Annotated in this window: 24 protein-coding genes; 19 read left to right on the forward strand and 5 right to left on the reverse strand. The window is 34.5% G+C overall.

The genetic code is table 11. The annotated features are described in order from the left end of the window. Position 1 precedes the first annotated feature (1 nt). Positions 2-1,609, reverse strand: a complete 1,608-nt coding sequence (locus BUA89_RS07680; RefSeq protein WP_072955196.1) for a CTP synthase — start codon at positions 1,607-1,609, stop codon at positions 2-4. Positions 1,610-1,762: 153 nt separating this feature from the next. Here BUA89_RS07680 and BUA89_RS07685 point away from each other — a divergent pair, with 153 nt between their 5' ends. The 6 genes from BUA89_RS07685 to BUA89_RS07710 are packed head-to-tail and all read left to right on the forward strand — an operon-like array spanning position 1,763 to position 8,015. After that, the gene (locus BUA89_RS07685) at positions 1,763-2,362 is read left to right on the forward strand and encodes a CDP-alcohol phosphatidyltransferase family protein (RefSeq protein WP_072955200.1); all 600 of its coding nucleotides are present in this window, start codon (positions 1,763-1,765) and stop codon (positions 2,360-2,362) included. Further along, the gene (locus BUA89_RS07690; RefSeq protein ID WP_072955203.1) at positions 2,355-3,158 is read left to right on the forward strand and encodes a phosphatidate cytidylyltransferase; all 804 of its coding nucleotides are present in this window, start codon (positions 2,355-2,357) and stop codon (positions 3,156-3,158) included. The genes BUA89_RS07685 and BUA89_RS07690 overlap by 8 nt, the downstream gene beginning before the upstream one ends. Before the next feature lie 3 nt (positions 3,159-3,161). Beyond that, complete coding sequence (locus tag BUA89_RS07695; RefSeq protein WP_072955208.1) at positions 3,162-4,214, forward strand: patatin-like phospholipase family protein; 1,053 nt, start codon at positions 3,162-3,164, stop codon at positions 4,212-4,214. Positions 4,215-4,253: 39 nt separating this feature from the next. Beyond that, on the forward strand, positions 4,254-5,009 hold the full coding sequence (locus tag BUA89_RS07700) for an SDR family NAD(P)-dependent oxidoreductase (protein WP_072955212.1): 756 nt from the start codon (positions 4,254-4,256) through the stop codon (positions 5,007-5,009). After that, positions 4,922-6,316: a phosphatase PAP2 family protein gene (locus tag BUA89_RS07705; RefSeq protein ID WP_083531633.1), complete on the forward strand. Its 1,395-nt coding sequence runs from the start codon at positions 4,922-4,924 to the stop codon at positions 6,314-6,316. The genes BUA89_RS07700 and BUA89_RS07705 overlap by 88 nt, the downstream gene beginning before the upstream one ends. 4 nt (positions 6,317-6,320) lie before the next feature. Continuing rightward, positions 6,321-8,015: a bifunctional alpha/beta hydrolase/class I SAM-dependent methyltransferase gene (locus BUA89_RS07710; protein ID WP_072955222.1), complete on the forward strand. Its 1,695-nt coding sequence runs from the start codon at positions 6,321-6,323 to the stop codon at positions 8,013-8,015. Positions 8,016-8,239: 224 nt separating this feature from the next. On the opposite strand, the gene BUA89_RS07715 is transcribed toward BUA89_RS07710, so the two are convergent. Both BUA89_RS07715 and BUA89_RS07720 read right to left on the reverse strand, forming a co-directional pair. Then, on the reverse strand, positions 8,240-8,809 hold the full coding sequence (locus BUA89_RS07715; RefSeq protein ID WP_072955226.1) for a YceI family protein: 570 nt from the start codon (positions 8,807-8,809) through the stop codon (positions 8,240-8,242). A 68-nt stretch (positions 8,810-8,877) separates the two neighbouring features. After that, a complete protein-coding gene (locus BUA89_RS07720; RefSeq protein ID WP_072955229.1) occupies positions 8,878-9,285 on the reverse strand; it encodes a hypothetical protein in 408 nt (135 codons plus the stop codon). 46 nt (positions 9,286-9,331) lie between these two features. On the opposite strand from BUA89_RS07720, the gene radA reads away from it, so the two are divergent. From radA to BUA89_RS07740, 4 genes are read left to right on the forward strand one after another with little or no spacing between them, the layout of a single operon-like run. Continuing rightward, positions 9,332-10,687, forward strand: coding sequence for a DNA repair protein RadA (gene radA / locus BUA89_RS07725; protein WP_072955232.1), 1,356 nt, complete (start codon positions 9,332-9,334; stop codon positions 10,685-10,687). Positions 10,688-10,690: 3 nt separating this feature from the next. Then, entirely contained in the window at positions 10,691-11,359 is a 669-nt protein-coding gene (locus BUA89_RS07730; protein WP_072955235.1) for a class I SAM-dependent DNA methyltransferase, read from the forward strand. After that, positions 11,356-12,063, forward strand: coding sequence for a VanW family protein (locus BUA89_RS07735; RefSeq protein ID WP_072955239.1), 708 nt, complete (start codon positions 11,356-11,358; stop codon positions 12,061-12,063). The genes BUA89_RS07730 and BUA89_RS07735 overlap by 4 nt, the downstream gene beginning before the upstream one ends. Then, complete coding sequence (locus BUA89_RS07740; RefSeq protein WP_072955242.1) at positions 12,060-12,653, forward strand: acyl carrier protein phosphodiesterase; 594 nt, start codon at positions 12,060-12,062, stop codon at positions 12,651-12,653. The genes BUA89_RS07735 and BUA89_RS07740 overlap by 4 nt, the downstream gene beginning before the upstream one ends. 1 nt (position 12,654) lies before the next feature. Here the strand turns inward: BUA89_RS07740 and BUA89_RS07745 are convergent, their stop codons facing one another. Together BUA89_RS07745 and BUA89_RS07750 are read right to left on the reverse strand one after the other, a co-directional pair. Continuing rightward, a complete protein-coding gene (locus BUA89_RS07745; RefSeq protein WP_083531634.1) occupies positions 12,655-13,593 on the reverse strand; it encodes a phosphatase PAP2 family protein in 939 nt (312 codons plus the stop codon). Positions 13,594-13,700: 107 nt separating this feature from the next. Next, the gene (locus BUA89_RS07750) at positions 13,701-14,201 is read right to left on the reverse strand and encodes a DUF6702 family protein (protein WP_072955247.1); all 501 of its coding nucleotides are present in this window, start codon (positions 14,199-14,201) and stop codon (positions 13,701-13,703) included. Positions 14,202-14,269: 68 nt separating this feature from the next. On the opposite strand from BUA89_RS07750, the gene BUA89_RS07755 reads away from it, so the two are divergent. The 9 genes from BUA89_RS07755 to BUA89_RS07795 all read left to right on the forward strand — a co-directional run bounded on the left by BUA89_RS07755 (position 14,270) and on the right by BUA89_RS07795 (position 25,548). Continuing rightward, the gene (locus BUA89_RS07755) at positions 14,270-14,848 is read left to right on the forward strand and encodes a HupE/UreJ family protein (RefSeq protein ID WP_072955794.1); all 579 of its coding nucleotides are present in this window, start codon (positions 14,270-14,272) and stop codon (positions 14,846-14,848) included. A gap of 67 nt (positions 14,849-14,915) precedes the next feature. Continuing rightward, positions 14,916-17,300 carry a M1 family metallopeptidase gene (locus BUA89_RS07760; RefSeq protein WP_072955250.1) on the forward strand — a complete coding sequence of 795 codons (2,385 nt, stop codon included), beginning with the start codon at positions 14,916-14,918 and terminating at the stop codon, positions 17,298-17,300. 86 nt (positions 17,301-17,386) lie between these two features. Beyond that, on the forward strand, positions 17,387-18,217 hold the full coding sequence (locus tag BUA89_RS07765; RefSeq protein WP_072955254.1) for a hypothetical protein: 831 nt from the start codon (positions 17,387-17,389) through the stop codon (positions 18,215-18,217). Between the two features lie 145 nt (positions 18,218-18,362). After that, positions 18,363-18,641: a co-chaperone GroES gene (locus BUA89_RS07770; protein WP_039369684.1), complete on the forward strand. Its 279-nt coding sequence runs from the start codon at positions 18,363-18,365 to the stop codon at positions 18,639-18,641. A gap of 107 nt (positions 18,642-18,748) precedes the next feature. Further along, positions 18,749-20,374, forward strand: a complete 1,626-nt coding sequence (gene groL / locus BUA89_RS07775) for a chaperonin GroEL (RefSeq protein WP_072955257.1) — start codon at positions 18,749-18,751, stop codon at positions 20,372-20,374. 296 nt (positions 20,375-20,670) lie between these two features. Continuing rightward, entirely contained in the window at positions 20,671-21,633 is a 963-nt protein-coding gene (locus BUA89_RS07780) for a hypothetical protein (protein ID WP_072955260.1), read from the forward strand. A gap of 93 nt (positions 21,634-21,726) precedes the next feature. After that, on the forward strand, positions 21,727-22,653 hold the full coding sequence (locus BUA89_RS07785; RefSeq protein WP_143152287.1) for a Kelch repeat-containing protein: 927 nt from the start codon (positions 21,727-21,729) through the stop codon (positions 22,651-22,653). A 798-nt stretch (positions 22,654-23,451) separates the two neighbouring features. Continuing rightward, complete coding sequence (locus BUA89_RS07790) at positions 23,452-23,925, forward strand: hypothetical protein (RefSeq protein ID WP_072955266.1); 474 nt, start codon at positions 23,452-23,454, stop codon at positions 23,923-23,925. 30 nt (positions 23,926-23,955) lie between these two features. Further along, entirely contained in the window at positions 23,956-25,548 is a 1,593-nt protein-coding gene (locus BUA89_RS07795) for an ankyrin repeat domain-containing protein (protein WP_072955269.1), read from the forward strand. Positions 25,549-25,592: the final 44 nt, after the last annotated feature.

Below are 25,592 nucleotides of genomic sequence, written 5' to 3' on the forward strand. Positions count from 1 at the left end.
GCTATTTCCCTGAACAAGCCTTAATAAAAGCTCTGAATAAAGGATGCGGTGTTGCTACCGTACTCTTATATTCCGGATGGTATTGTACACCCACGTAGAACGGATGATCCGGCATTTCCAAGGCTTCCACCAAACCTGTTTCAGGGTTTGTACCTGTTGCTAAGAAACCGTTTTTCTCGAATTCACCGATATAGTCACTGTTGAATTCATATCTGTGACGGTGTCTTTCCGTGATATTTTTTGCTCCGTAGATATCGTTTAATTTAGAACCGTTTTTCAAAGAACATTTCCAAGCCCCAAGACGCATTGTTCCTCCTTTGTCTACTACGTTTTTCTGCTCTTCCATTAATGAAATTACAGGATGTTCCGTAGATGTATCAAATTCCATTGAGTTGGCTTTAGAATATCCTAAAACATTTCTGGCAAATTCAACAGTCATGATCTGCATTCCCAAACAAATTCCCAACATCGGAACTTTATTTTCTCTTGCATATTGTGCAGTAAGAACTTTACCTTCGATTCCTCTGTCGCCAAAACCTGGAGCAACAAGGATTCCGCTAACACCAGCTAGAGTTTCTTTAATATTTTCACTCGTCAAATCTCCACTGTACACCCATCTGATTTTCACTTCGGTTTCCAAATCTGCACCTGCATGTTTGAAAGCTTCCGCAATTGAAATATAAGAATCCTGAAGAGAAACATATTTTCCAACCAATGCAATTTCCACAGATCTTTTAGGGTTCTGGAATTTCTTTAAGAAAGATTTCCAATCTTTAAGATCAGCTTCCTTATCACTTTTCAGATCCAATTCTTTAAGAACCACATCGTCAAAATTTTGCTTTTGAAGATACATCGGTACTTCATAGATCGTTTCCAAATCTTTACATTCAATGACATTATCTAAAGGAACGTTACAGAACTGAGCCAATTTCGCTCTCTGATCCTTCGGAATTTTATGCTCCGTTCTACAAACTAAAACATCCGCCATAATTCCACTTTCCATTAACTGACGAACAGAATGCTGAGAAGGTTTTGTTTTTAATTCTCCACTTGAAGCCAGATAAGGCAGTAATGTCAAGTGAATCACCATAGAATTTTTTTCACCCAATTCCCACTTCAACTGACGAACAGTTTCGATGTAAGGTAAAGATTCGATATCTCCCACAGTTCCTCCGATCTCAGTAATAATGATATCGTAGTTCTGTTTCGATAAAATTTTAATTCTGCGTTTGATTTCGTTCGTAATATGAGGAATTACCTGAACCGTTTTTCCAAGGAAATCTCCTTTTCTTTCTTTTTCGATTACAGTCTGGTAAATTTTTCCTGTTGTAACGTTGTTGTTTTGGGAAGTCGGAGCATCAAGATAACGCTCATAGTGTCCTAAATCCAGATCCGTCTCCGCGCCATCTTCGGTTACATAGCATTCTCCGTGCTCATAAGGATTCAAAGTTCCCGGATCAATATTAATATAAGGATCAAGCTTTTGAATGGTTACGTTGAAGCCACGTGATTTTAGTAGAAGTCCAAGAGAAGCTGAAACGATTCCCTTTCCCAAAGATGAAGTTACACCTCCTGTCACAAAGATGTACTTTGTATTCTTTTTACTCATTAGATTAGGTTTGTGCAAAGTTAGGGGAAAAAGAAATACAAAGCAATTTTTTAGATTTATCAATTTTAGAAATAACAAAAATATCTTCTGAAATTTGATCCGTAATTTTATTTATATTTGATCTTACCAAAATCTGAAAAGCTAATAGACACAATGATTTCCGTATATAAGCTCAAACCAAAATTTCAACAGCTCCTCACTCCTATTCTATTGTTTCTTCATCGAAATAAAGTTACGGCAAACCAGATTACCGTAAGTTCTATTTTGCTTTCTGTAGCAATTGGAATTTTATTCTGGAACGCCGATCATTCAAAATGTTTTTTTCTGAGCCTGCCAGTCGGGTTATTGATAAGAATGGCATTGAATGCTTTGGACGGAATGATGGCAAGAAAGTTCAACCAAACCAGCAAATTAGGCGAGATTTTGAATGAAGTTGGTGACATCGTTTCAGACGTGATTATCTTTTTTCCTTTATTAAAATTTCAGCCCGAAAGCTTATATTTAATTATTCTTTTCATCATTTTAAGTGTTATTAATGAATTTTCAGGTTTGCTCGGAAAAGCGGTTGGCAAAGATCGACGTTACGACGGACCAATGGGAAAAAGTGACCGCGCTTTGATGTTAGGTTTATATGGATTATTAATTTTCTTCGGGGTAAATATTTCAGGAATTTCCAACTATATTTTCGGCATTATTATCGCTCTTCTTGTCGTCAGTACATTGATAAGATTAAAGAAATCTCTGCATGAATAAAGAAGAAAATAAATTCGCTGATGTTCCTTTGCGCGTAAAAACATGGATCTACATCATCCTCATTTTTGCCCTTGGAATTTCACATCCTTTTATCATGACAATCTTCGTTTCATGGATTGCTTTTCAAAGTTTTTTTGAATTTTTAAGATTATTTAAAATCAGTTCAAACCGAATTATTCCATCCATTTTTGTAGGAGTTTCACAATTTTTGTTGTTGAATTTTTCAAGCCTGGAAAATTATTTTTTGTATAGTTTAGTATTAAGTATAATTGTCCTGATTTATTTTTCATTATTAAAAACTCCTTTTCAGCAGATTTCAAAAATTGTAATTGCCTTGATTGTCTGCCTTTTTGCTTTTCCACATTTGTATTTTATCAGAGAAAATTTTTCAGGCATTCATTCCATTATCTTTATTGTTGTGGTCACAGAATTGAATGATGTTTTTCAATATCTAATGGGAAAATTCTTTGGAAAACATAAAATCACGCCACAAATCAGCCCAAACAAAACATTAGAAGGATTTCTTGGAGGAGTTTTTCTGACAATCATTTTAAGCAATATTTTAGGATTTTTTTTATTGAAAACTAACATTTTAGTTAATTCAATTCTAGGATTAGCATTAGGAATTTCAGGATTTTTCGGAGATCTTTTTATATCTTATTTAAAACGAAAAGCCAGCATCAAAGACACCGGAAAGCTTCTTCCAGGACATGGCGGATTATTAGACAGAATGGACAGCTTAATTTTTAATGCTCCCCTATTTTTCTGGTTACTTCCTTATCTTTTAAAGATTTAAAAAATGAATCAAAAATTTGAAAAAGCAGTATTATTTTCAGGAGGTGGAACAAGATTGATGATCTACCTCGGGATGTTTTCCGCCCTCGAAGAACTCGGAATGAAACCCGATGTTTTAATCGCTTCATGTGGTGGAGCTTTTGCAGCAACTGTGGTTAATGCTTTTTCAGATAATCTTTCAAGAAAACAATATTTACAGTCTGAAGAATATTATCAATTTGTATCAAAAACGACTTTAACAAAGCATCGAAAACTCAATAAAATTGGGCTGTTCACTTTAAAAAAATTATTTAACAAAAATAACGCACCCTTTATCGAAGATGTCTTTAATCGCTATTTGGTAGAAATGAATCAGGATTTATCGGAAGATTTTCCGTCATTAAAAAATGTAAAATTTTCACAGGAAATTCCGACTTTAATTATCGGTTCAGAAATTTTATTTAATTCAAAAGAAGTCAATCAAAAACGAAGCAACAGGAAATTATATCAGAAAACAATTTTCACCGATTTTGAAACGGCAAAGAAAATTATTCCCAATCAAATCATTATTAATTCTGAAAATTTAAAAAACAGCGCCATTGAAAATCTTCCCAAAATAGAAACCCGATTTTCAATGCTGGAAAGCACAAGAATTTCAATTTCTGATATGTTTTACGTTGAACCCGCTTTTTTTCATGGGAAATATTTTGCTGGTGGAGCTGTTGACCTTGTTCCGATTGAATTAGCAAAACATATCGCTGATCAGGTTATTGTTGAAAAAAAACAATCTTATAATATGACAGAAGAAGCATTTGTTCGCTCCGTTTTAGGATACAGCGGAAATGAAAGATTACAGGAAATTGAAAAACTTTCACCCGATTTTCAGATTGATACTGTTAATATAAAACAAGATTTAGAAGGGCATTATTTAAACAAGGGCATCAATTGGCGAAAATTTGAAATTGATTTTTCTTTTCCTAAAAGTTATCCACAATTTAAAAGCGATATGGAAAAACAATGGCAGTATGGTTTTGATAAGACGATAAAAAGTATAAACATTCATTCCATTGCTAAATAAAATCTATTTTTACATCGAATTCAAAATCACAAAAATCTCATGACCATTTTTATTGCAGGCGGAACTTCAGGAATCGGTTATTCTCTTGCTGAACATTATTTAGCAAAAGGTTTTAAGGTAGGAGTTTGCGGACGTGATGTAAGTAAAATTCCGGAAAATCATTCCGAAAATTTCAAAGCTTTTGAAGCCGATGTCTGTGATATAAATGCTTTATCTTCCGCAGTGAACAATTTTCTTCTCAACGATGAAAATTTAGATTTGTTTATCAACTGCGCAGGAAGTTATGCAGAAGATGTTGCCGGAAATATTTCTTACGAAGAAGCCGAAGAAATGTTAAGAACCAATATTCTGGGGACAGTCAACTGTTTTGAAGTTGCCCGAAATTTCATGAAAGATCAACAATCAGGAGGAATTGCAGCGATTGCTTCTGTTTCAGGAATTTTAGACTACGAAAATTCAAGCTTGTACACAAAAACGAAACGGTCTGTGATTCAGATTGCCGATGCTTACCGAAGAGCTTTAAAACCCTTTGGTATTTCCGTAACGACTGTCGCTCCGGGTTATATTGACACCCAAAAGTTAAGAAACCTCAACAATAATGATCTCAGCAAAAAACCATTTTTGATTGATGAAAAAACAGCATCAGAAATCATTTCTAAAGCGGTTAATGACCAAAAAGAATTTATCATTTTTCCTTCAAAAATGAAATGGATGATGAAATCACTCTCCATCCTTCCTGCTTCATTACTAAATATCATCATGTTCAGAAAAGCAAAATGGATGAAAAACGACTGAAAATATCACAGAAAATTTATGCTTTAGTTTTGTGTTCTGTTGTATTTACGATGGTTTACAATTACTCAGCATGGCATATTTCAAAGTTGGAACATGTACCGTCTTTTGTCTTTGATTTTGAAAAACAAATTCCTTTTATTCCATGGTCAATCATTCCTTATATGACCAGCGGACTCTTTTTTTGTCTGGTATTTTTCTTTTGTAAAACCAAGGAAGAACTGTATGTTTTAACCAAAAGAATACTTTTCGTGACGTTGATTGCAGGAACTTGTTTTCTTTTATTTCCCTTAAAATTTTCCTTAAATAAACCTGAAATCAACAGTTCTGTTTTGGGAATTCCATTTCAGTTTTTAAAAATATTCGATTCCCCTTTTAATCAAGCCCCATCGCTACATATTGCGTATGCTTTTATCTTTTGGTCAGTTTTCAGAAATTTAAAACATGGGAAAATATTTTTAATGATATGGCTGATTCTTTTAGGAATTTCTACACTCACAACATATCAACATCATTTGATGGACGTTTTAACAGGAGCTGCTCTTGCACATATCAGTTTTATTATATTTCCCTTTAGAAAAAATGATTTTCAATACCGAAATTTCCAAGTAGCGAATTATTATTTTCTATTCAGTTGGGTTTTCTTAACAATTACATTATTATTTTATCAATTTTTACAGCAATCAAATTCCATCTTTTTGTGGATAACTCTGTGGATAAAATTGTGGATAACTTTTTCAATAGCTCTTATTGGTTATCAATATCAAAAGAATAATGTTCACTTTTTAAAAGATAAAAACGGAAATATTCCCGTCTCCAAAAAGATATTCTACGTGCCTTATTTATTGATTTATTGGACATTTTGGAAGTTTTTAAGAAAGAATAAAAAACCTATTGAAATTGTTCACAATATTTATATTTCATCAAAACCAAGCAAGAAAGATTTAATTGGCTTTAATGTTAATAAAAATACTTTCGTTTATGATTTGTCGGCTGAAATTGAAGAAACTAAACAGTTAAAAGAAAACACAAGATATCATTCCCTCCCGTTTTTAGATATCGGAAGTTTTGATATTGATGAAACCCGAAAATTAGTAACCGAAATCAGCAACATTTATCACAATCTTCCGAAAGATGGAAAAATTCTGATTCACTGTACCATGGGCTTTACAAGAAGTTCTGTCATTGGGATTCTGGTAATGAAAAATATTCTATCTTTATCAGTAGAAGAAGCAGTAACCCACATGAAAAACAAGAATAAAAATGCAATTATCCATTCTTATATATTGGATTTTCTGAAAAAAATTTAACTTTATGAACAGCGGAATTTTTAAAAGTTTTGACGGCAATGAAATTTTTTATCGTGAATGGAATTTTCAGCCTGAGCAAAAAAATATCATCATGATCCATCGTGGTCATGAACATTCTGAAAGACTGAATGACATCGCACAATCCCCTCAATTTTCTAAATATAATATTTTTGCGTTTGACCTTCGTGGTCACGGTCATACCAAGACCAAAACATCTTCTATTTTTATGGATTACGTTCGTGATCTGGACGCGTTTGCTAAGTTTTTACAGACGAAATATGAAGTGAAAATTCAGGATATTTTTGTCGTTGCCAACAGTATCGGAGGGGTTGTGGCATCGGCCTGGGCTCACGATTTTGCTCCACAGATTGCAGGAATGGCTTTATTGGCACCGGCATTCAGAATTAATCTCATTGTTCCTTTAGCCAACGAAATGATTACTTTGGGGACTAAATTAAAAAAAGGATTAATCATAAAAAGTTATGTAAAATCAAAAATGCTGACCCACGATCCTGAACAGCAAAAAGCTTACGATACCGATCCGTTGATTTCAAGATCGATTGATGCAGAATTACTAATTGATCTTGCCAAAGCAGGAAAAAGAATGGTTGAAGATGCCGAAGCAATCGATACCCCGACTTTGATTTTGGCCGCAGAAAAAGATCATGTGGTTTTTAATAAAGATCAGAAAATTTTTCATGATAAATTAGATACGGATTTAAAACATTATGAAGTTCTACCTAATTTCTTCCACGGAATTTTATTTGATACCGGAAAAGAAATGGTGTATGATAAAATTGTAGATTTTGCAGAAAAATGTTTCAATAAAACTCAGAGAACGCCTTCACTTTCGCCTGACAAATTTTCGGTAAAAGAATATCAGGATTTACAAAATAATGTTGATAACAACCTGAATTTTAAACTTCAAAAATTTTCATTAAGTAAAATTGGAAAGATCAGCAACGGAATGGCGATTGGTCTGAAATATGGTTTTGATTCCGGAGCTTCATTGGATTATGTTTATCATAATCAGCCTAACGGAAAATTAGGTTTCGGGAAGATAATGGATAAAAATTATCTGGAGGCGATTGGCTGGCGAGGAATCAGGATTAGAAAGCAACATTTGATTCAAATTTTAGAAGAAAAAATTCAGCAGTTAAAGCGGGAAGGAAGAGCGGTTAAAATTCTTGATATTGCCGGAGGAACCGGAAATTATTTATTTGACATCAAAGAAAAATATCCTGAAGCAGAAGTTGTGATCAACGAATTTGTACAGGCAAATATCGAAATTGGGGAAAGGGTTATCAAAAACAAAAATTATCAGAATATCCGTTTTACCAATTTGGACTGTTTTGATCCTGCAACTTATCAGAAACTTAATTTTGAACCTAATATCACAATCGTCTCAGGGATTTTTGAACTTTTCGGAGACAATGAGATGACCAGTAAAGCTGTTCAGGGAATTGTTTCTATTTCAGAAAAAAATTCTTTCGTGGTTTATACCGGGCAACCGTGGCATCCGCAACTGAAGATGATTGCTTATGTTTTAAATAATCATCAAAACAAAGACTGGATTATGAGAAGGCGCTCACAAAAGGAACTTGACAGAATATTTACTTTTAACAATATTCAAAAGGAAAATATGCTGATCGACGATTTTGGAATTTTTACGGTTTCTTCAGGGAAATTGAATTCGTAAGTAAGAATATTTAAATTTTAAAATCCAATGTTAATATAAGCCTCACAGACTTTGTCTTTGGGGTTTGTCTTATTTAGCATCTGCTTAAAATTAATCAACCAAAAGTCCATAATTTTTATAAATTGTGGATTTTCAATTTTGGATCACAAGAAAAATTCATTATTAAAACAAAAAGGTTTCCAAAAACTTGAAAACCTTTTCCTAAACCAAATTATATATGAAAACTATTGCTTAATTAACTCAAAGTATAAGTTAACGTCAACGTCTTTAGCCACACCTGCTCCCGTTGGATCATATTTGATATTATAATCTAAACGGTTTACTTTAAATGTTGTCTGAATACCCATCACCTCTTTTCCCTGCTGGTTTTTTGTCACCCCGCCGAAGGTTACCGGAACACTGATTTCTTTAGTGACATCTTTTATCGTCAGTTTTCCTTTCAGGATATATGTATTATTTTTTTCTTTTGTAATTGAGCCTGTTACAAAATTCATTTTCGGGAATTTTTCTGCATCAAAAAAATCTGCACTTTTCAGATGCTTATCTCTCATTTCAACTCCTGTGTTGATGGTGGTTACATCTACATTAAAGCTCAGTTCTGCCTTATCAAGAGTATTCCCGTTGATGACTCCTTTCCCGTCAAACTTATCAAATCTACCCTGCACAAAGCTGATGCCCATGTGTTTGATATTAAAATTAACAGAAGAATGCATCGGATCTACTACCCATACGTTCTGTGCAAAACTTACCATACTTATTAAGGTAAATACAAAAGTTAGAAATATCTTTTTCATTGTATATATTATTTATTTTATTTGACAAATTTATGTTGAATACTAAAGTCTCGCATTGATCTATGGTATTATTTTGATTGTAATGAAATTATTTTTGAATAGAGTAAATGAAGCAAATACATAATCAATAAAACGATTAATGAATTTAAATACAATAAAAAATCCAAAAGCGCCATTTCATTATCACCTAAAAAATATAGAAAAGGATTTGCACCTGAAATAGTTATAGTAACTAAATATATAATCTCAAATAAAACTGCAATTTTTAAAATTGAGGAATAAGTTTTTCTGAAAATTAAAACTGTTACAAAACCTATTGCAGAAGCGATTAGACATTCAATGAAAACCGCAATTGGAGCCATTCCAATTCCTCCTGAATGCTTTTTTACAAAACTTAAAGACCAATCTATAAACTGAGCATTCAGAAGGCTCATCACTATAAAAATCACAAAGCTTTTCAGGAAAACATTTTTCATAACTTAAAAGTAACAAAAATTCAAAAAAAATTTTGAAATTCGCAGTATGGCAAAATTAAAAACAGCATATTTCTGTCAGAATTGCGGAACCCAGTACCCACAATGGATGGGGCAATGCAAAAACTGTGGAGAATGGAATACTTTGGTGGAAGAAATTGTAGAAAAAACAACCTCTTCACACAAGACACCGCCTTTTTCTAAAACGAAGCAGCATGTTATCAATATAGTAGAAGTTGAAACCAATGAAGAACCGAGAATAAAGACTCCTTCGGAAGAACTCAACCGTGTTTTGGGTGGAGGCATTGTTCTAGGATCTGTTACTTTAATTGGCGGTGAACCCGGAATTGGGAAATCTACTCTTCTTCTTCAGTTGGCTTTAAAAATGAAGAAAAAAGTCTTCTATGTTTCCGGTGAGGAAAGTGCATCCCAAATTAAAATGAGAGCCGACCGATTAACGGATATCCAAAATCCGAACTGTTTTCTTTTTACGGAAACCAATCTGGAAAAAATCCTTCACGAAGCTAAAAAATTAGAGCCGGATTTTGTCATTATCGATTCTATTCAGACCCTACAGTCTCAACTGATTGAAAGTTCTCCCGGAACGGTTTCGCAAATCCGTGAATGCTCCAATGAAATTATAAAATATGCCAAAGAAAACAATGTTCCTGTATTTTTAGTAGGACATATTACCAAAGACGGACAAATCGCAGGACCAAAAGTTTTGGAACACATGGTAGACGTTGTTTTGAATTTCGATGGCGACAGAAATCACCTTTTCAGATTATTAAGAGCCAATAAAAACCGTTTCGGATCGACTTCCGAGATTGGAATTTATGAAATGATTTCTCAGGGCTTAAAGGAAATTAAAAATCCTTCTGAAATTTTAATTACAAAGAAATTCGAAGAACTTTCCGGAAATTCCGTGGCGGTAACTTTGGAGGGAAACCGACCGATGCTATTAGAAATTCAGGCATTGGTGAGTACCGCAGTGTATGGAACTCCGCAAAGAAGTTCAACAGGTTTTGATGCCAAAAGATTAAACATGCTTCTTGCTGTTCTGGAAAAAAGAGCGGGCTTCCAGCTGGGTGCCAAAGACGTTTTTCTAAACATCACGGGAGGAATAAAAACCGATGATCCGGCTTTGGATTTGGCAGTTGTCGCTTCAATTCTTTCGTCCAATGAAGACATTGCGATTTCTGAACACTATTGTTTTGCGGGAGAAATTGGTTTGAGTGGAGAAATCCGTCCTATTGCACAGGCGGAACAAAGAATTACAGAAGCTGAAAAATTGGGTTACGAGAAAATTTTCATTTCTAATTTAAATAAACTTCCAAAGAAAAAATTCGGAATCAAAATTGAAGAAGTGAGCAAAATTGAAGATTTCCACGAAAGACTGTTTTAAACCATGAAAACCAGCATCCTTGAATATTATAATAATCTCGCAGAAACCTACGACAAAAATCGGTTTGGGAATTCTTACGGGAAATATATTGATCAGCAGGAAAGAAAATTTTTAACTTCTTTCTTTAGAAATAAAAAATATTCAAAGGTTCTGGATTTGGGTTGCGGAACAGGAAGATTATTAAATTTTGCCACTCACGGAACGGATTTTAGTGAAGAAATGCTGAATGTTGCTAAACGAAAACATCCTGAAAAAATTATATCCAAAGGAGAAATTTCCGGAATCCCTTTTCGTGATGATTTCGACTGTATTTTTTGTTTCCATGTCATTATGCATCAAAGTAAGGAAGAAACGAAATCTTTTTTAAATGAATGTCACAAAAAATTAAGCAAAAACGGAACTTTAATATTTGATTATCCAACGAAAAACAGGCGAAAAGTGGTTTCTCCACAGGAGGACTGGCATGCGAATAACAGCTTTACTTCCTCGGAAATTTCGCAACTTTCAGAAAATCAGTTCAAACTAAAAAATACTACCGGAGTTTTATTGTTTCCCATTCATAGATTCCCTAAAAATCTGAGAAAATATTTTCTACCATTAGATATTCTTTTGTGTAGAACTTTCCTGAAAAATTGGGCGTCTTACCACATTGCCGTTTTGGAAAAAATATGAAACGGCTGCTTCAAAAACACTTACCTCATCACTGGAAACTACAGTTAAAGCTATTGCAGCGGTATTTTGATGAGCAAAAAACACAATATTCTTATCCAAAAAGTTACAGTTCGGAAAATATTGGTGAACACAAACTTGAGCTTAAGCAAAGTATTAAAAAAGGAGAATTTTATGAGAATAAAGTTCATAATTTAAAAATTGTCGGAAATAAAATCAATAATCTGGTTATTCAGCCCAATGAAGTTTTTTCATTCTGGAAATTAATCGGAAAACCAACTCAGAAAAACCGTTTTAAAGAAGGTCGAAATTTAATTAAAAGCAAGATTTCGAGTGATTTTGGCGGCGGAATTTGTCAGTTTTCCTCGATATTATATTTCCTGGCATTGCAGTCAGGTTTAAAAATTATTGAGAGATTTCCACATTCGATGGATATTTACAAAGAACATGAGCGTTTTGCACCGTTGGGTTCGGATTGTACGGTGGTTTACGGTTACAAAGATTTGCAGATACAAAATCCATTTTCATTTCCGATTCAGTTAAGATGTCTCGTAAACGATGGAGAACTTTCCGTCCATCTCCTTTCGCAGAAAGAAATCGTTTTAACTAAGATCGATTTCAACTATTCTGAAACTGAAAACGGAGTCTGGGTTGAAACAGTAAAAGACGGTAAAACTTTGTGTAAAAATTTTTATATTCGTTTATGAATTATTTGGCTCATTCTTTTCTGACTTTTAGCAACGGACAGATTGTTGGTCAGTTTTTGGAAGATTTCATTAAAAACAGAGACCGTTTTTCTTTCCCGAAAGATATTCAGGAGGGTATCACCCTGCACAGAGCCATAGATACTTTTACAGATTCTCACCCGGCCATTCATGAAGCGAAAAAAGTTTTTGCGCCTTTGGTAAGATTGTACGCCGGAGCTTTTGTGGATGTTTCGATGGATTATTTTGTTGCGAATGATTTATCTCTAAATTCTTTAGCACAGTGGAAAGCACATTCTCTTCACGTCTATAAAGTTCTTAATGAGCATTATGAGTTTCTTCCCGAAAATTTCCGAATAATGTTTGAAAGGATGGAAAATGAAGACTGGTTGTATAATTACCGCAACGATAAAAATATCGGCTACAGCATGCGGAACGTCCTTCATAAAGCAAAATATTTACATACGGATATTCCGGTTCATGAAGCTTTTTTGAAGAATAAAGACTTTCTTCAGGAATGCTATGATGATTTTTTTCCTGATTTATTAGAACACGCAAAAGGAGTGAATGCGCTTTTACAATTGGAAAAATAGATTAAAACTGTCCGACAACTCCCATTCCCAAAGGGCCGGCATTAATATTCCAGGTGATTTTTCTTTTAAGATTCTGTTCCAGATTATATTTTTTATCCTCGGCATATTTCTCTTTTCGTTTCAGAAATTTATCGATTCCTTCTACAACAGCAACACTCATAATGGCGCTTAATGTAACATCCGAAAACCAGTGTGCCCCATCAACCACCCGAGATATCGGAACAATAGATCCCACAGCTAAAATTCCTCCTTTTATCCATGGATTTTTAAACTGTTTTGACAATGCATAACTCGTCGTGGTAGAAAGAACGGTATGGCCGGAAGGAAAACTTCTGTAAGCAATGTCATTACCAAACGGCTTAAAAAAGTGTTTTCCAAGCCCCGCTATCGGTCTTGCCCTACCTGTAGCTGATTTAGAAATCTGCTGAACAGCACCTGTAACACTGGCTGCTGTAATCATTAACACTCCCGTTCTTCTTAGTTTTTCATTATCTATTAAAAGCCCCGTTACATATACAGCCCCAGTAATACCATAATTAATCTGTGGGCTACCAAAATACCATCCAAACTTTTTAAAAACATTTGGAACGTGTTCTTCGTTCCTCACTAAAGTACGACTGATATCTTCATCTGCAAGATATGCCACCCCAACAGCAGCAGCAGTAGCTCCCAATCTCAAATAATCTTTTTTCTCCCAGGAAAGTGGGCGCGTATACGCATTGGCAAAGCCACCGGCCATTGCACTTACATCATATTTTAATCGGTTCCAGATATTGTTTTTTTTATTTTGATCTGCAACAGACTCGTCGGAGTTGGAAATTAAGATTGAATCTTTTTGTACTTCCAGACTGTCAGTACTTATGCTGATACTGTCTTGCTGAGCCCATGTCATTATAGAACATAATATCCCGAATACCGTAATCGCCGTCTTCATCTTCATAATTAAAAATAGGGCGCAAAATTACCGAATTAATATTATTTAAGGCTGAATTAAAAGTTTTTTAAATAAATGGTGATGATTAATGAATTCGATTGATCAAATACATATTAAAACTGCTGGAATAGATATCGGTTCGGATACGTCAGTTTTTCACTTCTTCTGTCTCCGTTGACGATGATATGCACAATATTCATCTGGTCGTCGAATAAATTATACAGAAAACTTACCGCCGCTTCTACTTTTTTAGGGCTGTCAACTTTTTCAGATTCCAGATAAACATTTACAGATTCATGATCTTCCTCGTAGCCTACAAAATTTACATTTAAAAATTTATTGTTGGTTTTTAATTTAAAATATTCAGCAGAATAGTTTTTAAGCGACTCATTAAGCTGAACTTTAAATTTAGGATCATTAAAATGAAGAGATTTGCCGTATTTATTATTCAGTCCGTTTTCCAGATCATCCAAAAAAAAACGTCCTGTAATTTCAAATGTCTTTGATTTCTGATTGTAACTGATTTCTACAGAACCTACATGGTAAGGGTGTTTTTCTTTAGTAAAGGAACACAAAAGAAAGATCGGAAGCAAGAACAGCCACAGGCATTTCATAAACCTAAATATTTTAATTTGTTCCGAAATTAATCATTATTTTCGTAAGCCTTTATATTTTCATTATGATGCAGGATTTTTTATTCTATTTAAACCTTGGCTGGGAACATATTATTTCTTTAGACGCATTAGACCATCAGCTTTTTGTATTGGCATTAATTGCGGTATATTCTTTTAATGATTTAAAGAAAATCCTAATTCTTGTCACTGCTTTTACGATCGGGCATTCCATCACTTTAGCGTTAAGTATTTTTGATATTGTAAGAATCAATTCTGCCTGGGTGGAATTTTTAATTCCGCTCACCATTGTTTTGACGGCTCTCGGAAATATTGTAATGAAAAATAAAAAACAGTCACAAAATACAGTCAGTTATTATTTGGCTCTAATCTTTGGGTTAATCCACGGAATGGGATTTGCGAATACCGCCAGAGTCATGATTGCCAAAAGCCAGAGTATTACCATACCGCTTTTAGGCTTTAATATCGGGCTGGAACTAGGGCAGATTGCGATTGTCTTTGGAATTTTAATTCTGTTATTTATTTTACTTAAAATATGTAAGGTAAACCAGAAAGACTGGATCCTTTTTGTCTCTTCCGGAGTATTTGCCTTATCATTGAAAATGACATTGGAAAGAATTCCGTTTTAACGCTGAAACATTTTCAACTTTTCAGCTACTTATTGTTATATTTGAAAATCCTTAAACAATCTCGGTTATGAAACTAAAAGTTGCCATACTTTCTCTTTCTGTATTTGCGTATACAGGTTTCACCGCACAAAATATTCAGAATAACCCGGGGAGCAACCACGGAAATAAATTTGAACAGTTGGGAACCATTCTTCCTACTCCAAACATTTACAGAACTGCCTCAGGAGCACCGGGTCACGGTTACTGGCAAAATAAAGCCGACTACGACATCACGGCTTATCTGGATGAAGACAAAAGAAACTTAAAAGGTTCCGAAACCATTACCTATTACAATAATTCTCCGGATGATTTGGATTATATCTGGCTGCAGTTGGATGAAAATCAACAATCTACGGTAAAGAAAGCGGATTTTCCATACTCCTCTACTCTTCCGAAAGCTTCGACAGATCAGCAGTTGAAAGTTTCCGAATTGCCTGTTGCAGACAATGGTTATGGGGTGAATCTTGAAAAAGTAACGGACGCGTCTGGAAATCCTTTAAAATATACGGTTAACAAAACGATGATGCGTATTGATCTGCCTAAAGTTCTTAAAAAAGGGGAAAAACTGGTTTTCAAAGTGGACTGGAATTATAATATTCCGAACCGAATGAAAATGGGCGGACGTGGCGGTTACGAAAACTTCCCGGAAGACGGAAACGATCTTTACACGATGACACAATGGTATCCGAGAATGTGCGTGTACAGCGATTTCCACGGATGGCAGAATCATCAGTTTACGGGAAGAGGAGAATTTGCTTTGGTTTTCGGAAATTTTAAAGTTTCCATGAACGTTCCTGCAGATCACGTGGTGGGCGGAACCGGGGAATGTAAAAACTATGATCAGGTTTTAACATCGGATCAATTATCTAGATATAACAAATCTAAAACTTCGACGGAGCCTGTAGAAATTGTAACGTTGGATGAAGCTAAAAAAGCAGAGAAAAATCATTCAAAACAAAGAAAAACCTGGGTTTTCGAAGCGAATGATGTAAGAGATTTTGCCTGGACCTCTTCAAGAAAATTTGTTTGGGACGGAATGGGCGTTACCATTCCGGAAAACAACAATAAAGTAATGGCAATGAGCTTTTATCCAAAAGAAGCTTACGGTCTGTACAGAAAATATTCAACAAAAGCCGTTGCACATACGATCAAAACGTATTCAGAATTCACTATTCCTTATCCATACCCTGTTGCACAATCTGTAGAAGCGGCAAACGGGATGGAATATCCGATGATCTGCTTCAATTACGGAAGGACAGAAAAAGACGGAACCTATTCTGAAGGGATTAAAAATGGAATGTTGGGTGTAGTAATTCACGAAGTCGGACATAACTTTTTCCCAATGATCATCAACTCTGATGAAAGACAATGGAGCTGGATGGATGAAGGACTAAACACTTTCGTAGAATACCTTACCGAAGAAAAATGGGACAATAAATTCCCGTCAAAAAGAGGTCCGGCGTGGACGATTGTGGATTACATGAAACTTCCGAAAGATCAGCTGGAACCCATTATGTCGAATTCTGAAAACATCGTTCAGTTTGGTCCGAATGCGTACTCTAAACCGGCAACAGGACTGAATATTCTTCGTGAAACAATCATGGGAAGAGAACTTTTTGATAAAGCATTTAAAACCTATGCGAAAAGATGGGCCTTCAGACATCCTGAACCCGCAGATTTCTTCAGAACAATGGAAGACGCCAGCGGTGAAGATCTGGACTGGTTCTGGAGAGGATGGTTCTACGGAACTGATCCTGTAGATATCGCGATTGATAAAGTGACGATTGCAACTCCCGATCTGAATACACCTCCAAGAGAAGCCAAAGAAAACAAATATAAAGTTGACAAACCTGCCCTGAACGAATTTGAAGATATTTCAAAAATCAGGAACAGAGAGGATAAAAACATTACTTTCTATGTAGATAAAGACAAAGAAGCACAGGATTTTTATTACAGATACGACAGAGGTCAGGAAAAAGTAGACAGCAATAAAGAATACACTTCTAAATTTGAAGGAACAGAGCCTTTAACACCGAAAGAAAAAGACAAGTTCAAAAATCTTACGGCTTATCAGATCGATTTCGTGAATAAAGGTGGTTTGGTAATGCCAATTATTCTTGAATTTACTTTCGAAGACGGAACAAAATTAACGGATAAATCTTCAGCACAAATCTGGAGAATGAACGAACAGAAAGTTTCCAAAACGTATTATTTTGATAAAAAATTAAAATCTGTTCAGCTTGATCCGATGAGAGAAACCGCAGATATCGATACTTCAAATAATTTCTGGAGCAACAGCGGAGGAACAGAACAGGTATCGAAGTTTGAACTGTTCAAACAAAAAGAAGGAGGAAATGCAAGAGGCGCTTCTAACGGAAAGGTAAATCCGATGCAGGCCGCAGGAAAAAAATAATAAACACATCAAATTTTATTTATAAAAAGTATTCAGAATCTGGATACTTTTTTTTTAGATTTGTCCCAGATAAAACTTTATAATTTATGAAGAAATTAATAACCTTATTTTCTCTTTTGCTTTGTATTTCAACTTTTTCACAGGTTGATCTATATTTTGGCAGAAAACCCTTTGTAGGAGCAGAAATCATTATGGAAAACGGCGACATCAAAACAGGATTTCTCCAAAATTTTCAGACTCCCCGATTTGTGGAAACTGATGTTGGCTTTTTAAGTGGTATAGAGAAAAAATTGAAATTTGAAACTAAAGAATTTAAGTTTAAAGAAGAAAAAACCTCAGCAATACAAATCATTAAAATTGAAGATCTAAAAAGAATTGTCATTTTAAATAATGATGGCTCCGAAAAGCTTGTGTACGACAAAATGAAGCTAAAGACCATCAATTCTTCCAATGAAGTGATAGACGTCAATAAAACTGTTGTTTTACCTCTTGAACAGGAAGGAAAAGTAAATCTTTATGGAATTAATATCGCCTTTTTTCAAAATAATAAATATGTAAGCAGTCTATATCTTCCTTATGTTAAAAAACCGGATGATGAGTATGGATATATTTTGATAGATATCAATAGGATCAATCTTTTCAACATGGGCAAAATTGATGATAAACTTGAGAAAGGTTTATTTGAAGTTACAAAAGATTGTCCTGCATTTTCTAACGCTTTAAGTACAAGAATGAAAGCTTTGGAAAAAGAAGTAAAAGCATCGAGAGGAGAAGGCATAAAACTGAAAAATCAGGCAAGAAAAGAACTTAAAGACAGAGGTCAGGAAAATTTTGCAGCTATGAAAATCGATCATGATTATGCAATGAAACCTTACGAAACGCTTTTGGACGAATATGCTTCAAAATGCACAAAATAAAATCCAACCTTCGAAAATATTCGGAGGTTTTTTTCTGCCAAAATTTCCACCCTGAAAAATAAATTCTGCCATTTCCGTCACGAACAATCGATGGCACACAATTAGAGAATTTCAACACAGAAATAATTAAAAAATTAAATATATTATGTCAGTAAACTTTAAACCATTAGCAGACAGAGTTTTGGTAGAACCAATCGCTGCAGAAACTAAGACAGCTTCAGGTATTATTATTCCGGACACCGCAAAAGAAAAACCACAGGAAGGTACTGTAGTGGCAGTTGGTCCAGGTAAAAAAGATGAGCCTACAACTGTAAAAGTGGGTGACAAAGTTCTTTATGGAAAATATTCAGGTTCTGAATTGAAATTGGAAGGAAAGGATTATTTAATTGTAAAAGAAGGAGATTTATTGGGAATCATCGGATAAGATTCCAGATACAAGACATCAGATTTCAGATTTATTTAAGTTAAAATCAAATTAAAACCAGTGTTAATGTCTAACTTCTGACATCTAACATCTAATATCTAATCAAAATGGCAAAAGAAATAAAATTCGATATCGAATCAAGAGACGCTTTAAAAAGAGGTGTTGATGCATTGGCTAATGCAGTAAAAGTGACTTTAGGACCAAAAGGTAGAAACGTGGTAATCGAAAAATCTTTCGGTGCACCTCACGTAACTAAAGACGGTGTTTCAGTTGCAAAAGAAATCGAACTTGAAGACAGAGTAGAAAACATGGGGGCACAAATGGTAAAAGAAGTTGCTTCCAAAACTAATGATATTGCAGGAGACGGTACGACTACCGCTACTGTTTTGGCACAGGCTATCGTAAGAGAAGGTCTTAAAAACGTAGCTGCAGGTGCAAATCCAATGGACTTGAAAAGAGGGATCGACAAAGCTGTAACTGCAGTTGTTGAAAACTTGAAAACTCAATCTCAGGCTGTTGGAGATTCTACAGATAAAGTAAAGCAAGTTGCTTCTGTATCTGCTAACAACGACGAAACTATTGGTGCTTTGATCGCTGAAGCTTTCGGAAAAGTGGGTAAAGAAGGAGTTATCACTGTAGAAGAAGCTAAAGGTATCGATACAACGGTTGATGTTGTAGAAGGTATGCAGTTTGACAGAGGTTACCAATCGCCATATTTCGTGACGAATCCTGAAAAAATGTTAGCTGAACTGGAAAATCCATACATCCTTTTAGTTGAGAAAAAAATCTCTTCAATGAAAGAATTGCTTCCTGTTCTTGAACCAATTGCTCAAGGTGGTAAATCTTTATTAATTATCTCTGAAGAAGTTGAAGGTGAAGCTTTAGCAACTTTAGTGGTAAACAAATTAAGAGGTTCTCTTAAAATTGCTGCTGTAAAAGCTCCAGGATTCGGAGACAGAAGAAAAGCAATGTTGGAAGATATCGCGATCCTTACAGGAGGAACAGTGATTTCTGAAGAGCAAGGTTTCACCATGGAAAACATTACTATGGATATGTTGGGAACTGCTGAGAAAGTATCTATCGATAAGGACAACACAACGATCGTAAACGGTGGTGGTGAAGAAAGTAAAATCAAAGGCAGAGTGGCTCAGATCAAAGCTCAGATGGAAACTTCTACTTCTGACTATGATAAAGAAAAATTGCAGGAAAGATTAGCTAAATTAGCCGGTGGTGTTGCCGTTCTTTACGTAGGTGCAGCTTCTGAAGTTGAAATGAAAGAGAAAAAAGACAGAGTGGATGATGCACTTCACGCTACAAGAGCAGCAGTTGAAGAAGGTATCGTTGCTGGTGGTGGTGTTGCTTTAGTAAGAGCGATTTCTTCATTAGAATCTCTTTCCGGATCAAATGCAGACGAAAATACAGGGATCAAAATCGTAAAAAGAGCAATCGAAGAGCCATTGAGACAAATCGTTGCCAATGCAGGTGGTGAAGGTTCTGTAATCGTTGCTAAAGTTGCAGAAGGAAGCGGAGATTTCGGATACAACGCTAAAACTGACGAGTATGTAAACATGCTTGAAGCAGGTATCATCGACCCTACAAAAGTAACAAGAGTTGCCCTTGAAAACGCAGCTTCTGTTTCTGGAATGCTTTTAACAACTGAATGTGTAATCACTGAAGTGAAAAAAGATGAGCCAGCTATGCCAATGGGTGGTGGAATGCCGGGAATGATGTAACAGCGTGTCGCTGAGACAATTTAATATACTAACCGCTCTATAAAAATAGAGCGGTTTTTTGTTTGTAATACAGTTTTCAACTATTTTTATATATTTAATAAATCACAAGGATAAAAACAATGAGTAAAACGACATTTGATAATATAACCAGAAGTAGTATATGGACTGCACACAACTTTTTATGTTTTTATTGCAGTTAAGCATTAGATTGGGGAGATTTACAAATTGATCATATCCTTCCAGAGTCACTTCAAAATAAGCAAGAAAAATTTGATTTAATTAAAAAGGATCTAGGATTGGATGAAAATTTCAACCTTAATGAAACTTACAATTTAGTTCCTTCTCACAGCAAATGTAACTCAAGAAAAAGTGATGATCTTTATATTAAGCAGACTACTCTTTATTACCTTTCACTTGCTTTAAAAGCTGAACCAAAAGTTAAAGCTGAAATCATAAGACTCAAAACAAAAAAAAACAAGGGATTAATTATTTCTAAACTTCAGTCTGCACTTTCAGCAAAAATTATAGATACCAAAGAATTAAAAAGAATTCTATATGAAGCGGAACAAAAAGATTGGAATTTGAAAGAAATAAAATTACCAATAGGAATTGAGTTCATCGATGAAATATATGATATATTTTATTTTGACACAAATTTTGAAGGCCTATTAGACAAGTTAAAGATATATAATGATGCTGAATATTTAGAATTAGAAAATGATAAAAATGAACGATTTAATGTTTCTACATTAAATGAATGGAAAGACGCTACTAAAAAAGGATTTTATCCTATGACAACATATGCTATCAAAATGTCAAATACATTTACATTTTTCCAAGAGTTTATTGAAGCTCTACAAATAGCAAAAATGCCTAAAGTTTCATTTATTAATAATCCATGGATAGAAATAAATATGCTAGATTATTTATCTCCAAACATTATATATGATGTAGAAGGAGGATTAAGTGAATATATAAAAGAAGGGGCATCAATTGGAGAATTAGTAAAAAAAGGAATTATAAAATATCATGTTTCGGCTGGAATATTTGAATTTAGCTTAGAGTTTGCAGGTTTTGAAACTTCATTGTCAGAACAATTCAGAGCAGATTTCAATGATGATGGAATAGAAGATATTTTTGTAAGTGGTTGGATAAGGGCAATTAATGGCACAATGGGATTTGGGTTTACAGAAATATTATCACGACTTTCTACAAAAAGTCTTATAGATAAAGATCCATATGTAAGAGCTAATAACTAATAATTTTAAATTAGATAACAATGTTGTCTAATCTATGTCGCGAATTAACAATCCATGACTTTTCCCTATCTTTAAAACCAAATCCCACCACCCTTGAAAACAAAACTATTCCTCCTTTCACTTTTCGGCTTATTCTTCGCGAATGCACAAACCCTAAATTTTAAACATCTTGCGAGTATGTCTATGGGCAGAGGAGGTATAAGCAGTGTCATTGTAGATGATAATATCTATGTGAGCAATGGGTATAAAAGCTCGGATGGTAATGCCAACTTTATGGAGAAATACAGTATTAAAGATAACCGCTGGAGTATCATCAGCTCTACTCTGCTTCCCAGAAAGTTCGCTAATTCGGAGACTTACGAAAATAAAATTTATATTTTTAACGGTTGGGGAAATAGCCATCTTGAAATTGTAGACCTTAAAACTCATAAAATAACGAAGGGAGCTGTTAATCGTGCCTATACAGGAAATGCAGGTTCTGCCATCCATAACGGAAAAATATATGTGTTCGGAGGCAGTGGACTAAACAATGCTGCAACCACTGTATTTTCTAACAGATTCCAATATTATGATATTGCTTCCAATACCTGGCATCCATTACCTGATATGCCCGTAGCCAGAGAAACAAAGGGCAAAATTGTGAATGATAAACTGTATGTCATTGGAGGTTTTAATGGTACATCTTCCCGCCTGATTAATGTGTATGATCTTAACAAAAATCTTTGGACTGAGCAATATACCATGCCTGCTGCGATATCCGGTCATTCATTAGCGGTATCCGGCAATAAGATTTTTATTGCAGGAGGTTATAATAATCAAACTTTTCTGGCTTATTTTGATACAGAAACCAATAAATTACATCAGTTATCATCCAACATGATTCCACGAAGACATTCTGCTGCGGAAATCTATAACAATAAATTATACATCATCGGCGGAAGTACAACGTCTTCAACCCAATCAGCCCTTAAAAGCATTCAGGTTGCGGATATTAGTGAAGGAGCACTTTCCGCGAAATAAGCCAATGAGAATGTATTTAAATCGAAAGTTGATACCGATCCTCACAGAGATGGCTTTAGACCAGTTTGAATACATTGTTTATACATTGGATAGATTTTAAAGAAATTTTTGGGTGGTTGGTTCTAAAAATAACCAAAGTTTCCAACATAATCCCAAAAACCACTTCGTCGTAGCATTCAACTGATACGATAGGTCAATCAGGCATTTCGTTAAAGCAATCAAGTACTTCCTTAGCCCAATCAATCATTTCGAATAGGGAATCAAGCAGTTCGAAGAGACAATCAAGTACTCCGAAGAGGCGTTCAAGCAGTCCGAAGCCTCAATCAACCACTCCGAAGAGGTAATCAAGTGTAATTTATTGCTTTTCAATAACTTACAGGAGTTTTCAGAGAAGAAATATTTTAATGGGTTCAATTTCGATTCACTTACTGAGCACGGATTATAAATCCACATCATCTGAATTTCAGTACTTAAAATAACTCCTATTACAAAGCTTAGTTTAGTATTTAACTTTATAAAATTTCTCGCTTTTCTTTGAAATTAGTATTTTCACATCGTATTAGGTTTTAATACACAAATTCCCGTTGTGCATTTTGATGAATTTTTATCACTTCTGATTGTCCGCAATATGCTATAATTAAATGTTGTTTGCAGTAATCATGATTATTTTTTTACCACAACGTACACTAAGGTTATCCACTAAGCTCACAACTATTGTATTCCTTGTGAAATCTTTAGTGCACTTAGTGGTTAAAATCCAAGTATGATAAATAACGGATATTCAAATAAAATTAAAAAATGGATGAAATATACAGCAGATTAGCCTCAGAAGGAACATTATATTCTATGGAAGCTGATTTAGAAAACTTTTTTGAAAATATTTTTAGAAGTTTTTACAATAACTGTCCTTATGAAGACTATAAACATCTTGCAATTCCGGAAGATTATGCTCGGTTTATAGAGAAGACAGAAAATTCGGGTATCGCTTTTTTCAAAATAGATCAATACATTTATGGTTTATATCAGATGATTTATTATACCATTGATGATATGAAATGTAATGGCAATCAAGAAGGGAAACCTGTCTTTTGGCTTTATGTAGGTCATCGAAATGAGCGAGGATTTTTCTTCATCTGTTGTGACAAACGGTCTGAATTGTATGGTCAGGTATGTGAATTCTATGATGACAGTCCTTTCATGAGTCCGGAAGATGGAATTGAGTTGGGCGATTTCAAAACGTTTTGCAATGCTGTTTTGAATGGCGGCGCATAAATATTTGAGTATTGTATACAATTACTAAAGATGAACATTTACCAAACAGATTACAAAAAAACACCGGAAATCTTCACGCTCATTAAAGAGAAGAAAAACGACGACGCCATAAGGTATTTAAAGCAAAATCCTTCCGAAATATTCCTTAAAGGCTGGATGGACAATACGCCTTTACACATTGCTTCATTAAACGGAAACTTTGAAATGGTGAAATATCTGGTCGAAAACGGAGCTGAAGTCAATGCCGAAAGAAGTGGAAAATTTGCGACACCTTTATGCTGGGCGGATAACCTCGAAATAGCTCAATTTCTCCTTGATCATGGAGCAACAATGAATGAAAAAGAACTTGATCTGGCCACCAATCAGGATAAATTTGATATTGTTGATTTGTTATTGTCCGAAGGAGCAAAAATTGATCTCACAGAACCTCAATATTTAGAATGTAAAAGTATTCAGTGCATCAAAATTTACCTTAAGCACAACATAGAAATAGATGGATGTAATAATTTTAAAAGCAACCTATTACATAAATTATCCTGGTTAGACCTTCCTGAAGTTTTTGATTTTGCCTACAATAATGGCTGTCCCTGGCAGGAAGACATTGGCGGCCGAACACCTTATTATGTAGCTAAACAAGGGCGACGCGAAAATATCCTGAAACATTTTAAGGAAAAGTATTCAGATTTGATATCGCACCAAATTGTGGATATTCCGATAGATCATTACGAGTTTGAAAGGATATTTTTTCTTAAACAAAGTTTGATCAGCCCGAACTGTTTCATTGGCTTAACAGTAAAAAATAAACTCATCAAGTATGTCTTGGAGAATGAGGAGCTTCGGATTGACAGGATTGCAGCAATAGATATTTCACATAGCAGGAATTTCAGCTTTGATAAAAATGACAATATAGTCATTCCAACTGCTGACAATAAATTGTTAATCGTTGACCAGATTACATTCCGCTTACTCAATTCTGTTGAACTTGAAAACGGCTTAGATCTAGACCAGATTGAATATTTACCGCTCAAAAAAATCTTTATCGGAAGCTCTCAAAATCGGAAATTGGTTTTGCTTTCAGAAGATTATAAAGTTATTAAGAGATCAAAAGCGGAATACGGAACGATTCGAGCCAAAATAAGCAAGGATAACAGTCTGGTTTCATTTTTAAGCTACGATCAGGAAACATTCTATACGCTATACAAAATTGACGATGATTTAAATATTACATATATTGATAGTTTTTTCAAAGACTGGAATAATGCTTCATGTGGTTTTAGCTTCCATCAAAATGATTTTGCCGTTTCATTTCCTTATGTCGCAGAATATTATTCTTTTAAGAAAAGAAAACTGAAAAAACATTGGGAAATTGACATTTCAAAATATCAATCGCAACACAATCACAGTTGTGTATCAATTATAAACGATAATACAATTATTGTCGGAAAAGGGAAAATATTATTAATGATTGATATCTTTCATCAAACTATGAATGATGAACTAACATTAGACTTATCCGCCGAAATAAAAGACTTATATTTAGATCAAAATAAAGAAAATCTGATTGTTTCTACGGACAGAGAGCTCAGAGTAATTTCACTCAGAGAAAAAACTGGTTGTAGCTAAGAATCTGTTTAAAAAGTAGAGCTCAACAACTTCAGTTATTGAAT

Origin of the sequence: Chryseobacterium arachidis (genome assembly GCF_900129245.1) — a bacterium.
Lineage (GTDB): Bacteria > Bacteroidota > Bacteroidia > Flavobacteriales > Weeksellaceae > Chryseobacterium > Chryseobacterium arachidis.